Below are 1,091 nucleotides of genomic sequence, written 5' to 3'. Positions count from 1 at the left end.
CCGTCTCCCACGAGCTGCGCACCCCCATCACCAACATGAGGATGGCCATCCAACTGCTGAAAACCGCCCGCGCCCCCCAAAAACGAGAGCAATATCTCAAGATTTTGGAGCAGGAGTGTGAGCGGGAGGCGGAATTGGTGAACGACCTGCTGGATCTGCAGCGGTTGGAGCAGGGATCCAAAACGCTCCATCTGGAAGAAGTGCCGCTGGCAACCTGGCTGCCCAGCGTGCTGGAGCCGTTTCTACAGCGGGCCCAGGCCAACCAGCAACGGTTGCAGTGGCAGATTGCGCCAAATGTGGGCAAGGTGCTCACCGATCGGGGCGGCCTGGAGCGGGTGGTGCAGGAGCTGGTCAACAACGCCTGCAAGTATACTCCCCCAAGGTGCAACATCTGGGTAACAGCGCAGCGCTCTGGCCCGCAGCAGGTGGAAATTCGGGTGATCAACGAGGGAGTAGAAATTCCCCACAGCGAGTGGGAGCGCATCTTCGAGAAGTTTTACCGCATTCCCAGCGGGGATCCCTGGAAGCGGGGCGGCACCGGCCTGGGCCTGGCTTTGGTCAAGCAGTGGATGCAGCGGCTGGGGGGCAGCGTCTCGGTGGAGAGTTCTCAAGGCAAAACCTGCTTTACCCTGGTGCTGCCGCAGGGATCCCTGCCTGTGCAGACATCCCCCCTGGCCTGTGCCTAGCGACATGAGCGACGCCCCCTCAGAAGCGCTGCGTCTGGCCGCCGAGCAGTTTAACCGGGGGGAATTTTACGCCTGCCACGACACCCTAGAGGCCCTGTGGATGGAGGCAGTGGATCCAGAGCGGCGCTTCTACCAGGGGCTTTTGCAAACCGCCGTGGCCTACTATCACCTGCAAAACGGCAACCGCCGCGGCTGCATGATCCTGCTGGGGGAGGCCAACCGCAAGCTGGCGGACTTTCTGCCCACCTACGCCGGATGGGATGTGCAAGCCCTGTGGCAGGCTAACCAGGGCATCCTGCGGCATCTTTCTCAACTGCAACCCCAGGATCCCTTGCCTTATCTAGCCGTCCCCACCCTGAGTTGGGTTGAAGACTGACGTAAACTACCCGGCCCTGACTGCTTCGC

2 protein-coding genes are annotated in these 1,091 nt (G+C 61.8%); both read left to right on the top strand.

What is annotated here, in order from left to right; all coding sequences use genetic code 11:
* A partial coding sequence (locus tag NW818_RS13460) for a sensor histidine kinase (RefSeq protein WP_414424836.1) occupies positions 1–686 on the top strand: 686 nt, incomplete at its 5' end.
* A 4-nt stretch (positions 687–690) separates the two neighbouring features.
* The gene (locus NW818_RS13455) at positions 691–1,062 is read left to right on the top strand and encodes a DUF309 domain-containing protein (RefSeq protein WP_414351347.1); all 372 of its coding nucleotides are present in this window, start codon (positions 691–693) and stop codon (positions 1,060–1,062) included.
* The last annotated feature ends 29 nt before the right edge of the window (positions 1,063–1,091 follow it).

Source organism: Synechococcus sp. R6-5 (assembly GCF_047461775.1).
Taxonomy (GTDB): Bacteria; Cyanobacteriota; Cyanobacteriia; order Thermostichales; family Thermostichaceae; genus Thermostichus.
Note: the sequence above shows the minus strand (reverse complement) of the source record. Positions and strands in the feature narration are given on the sequence as shown.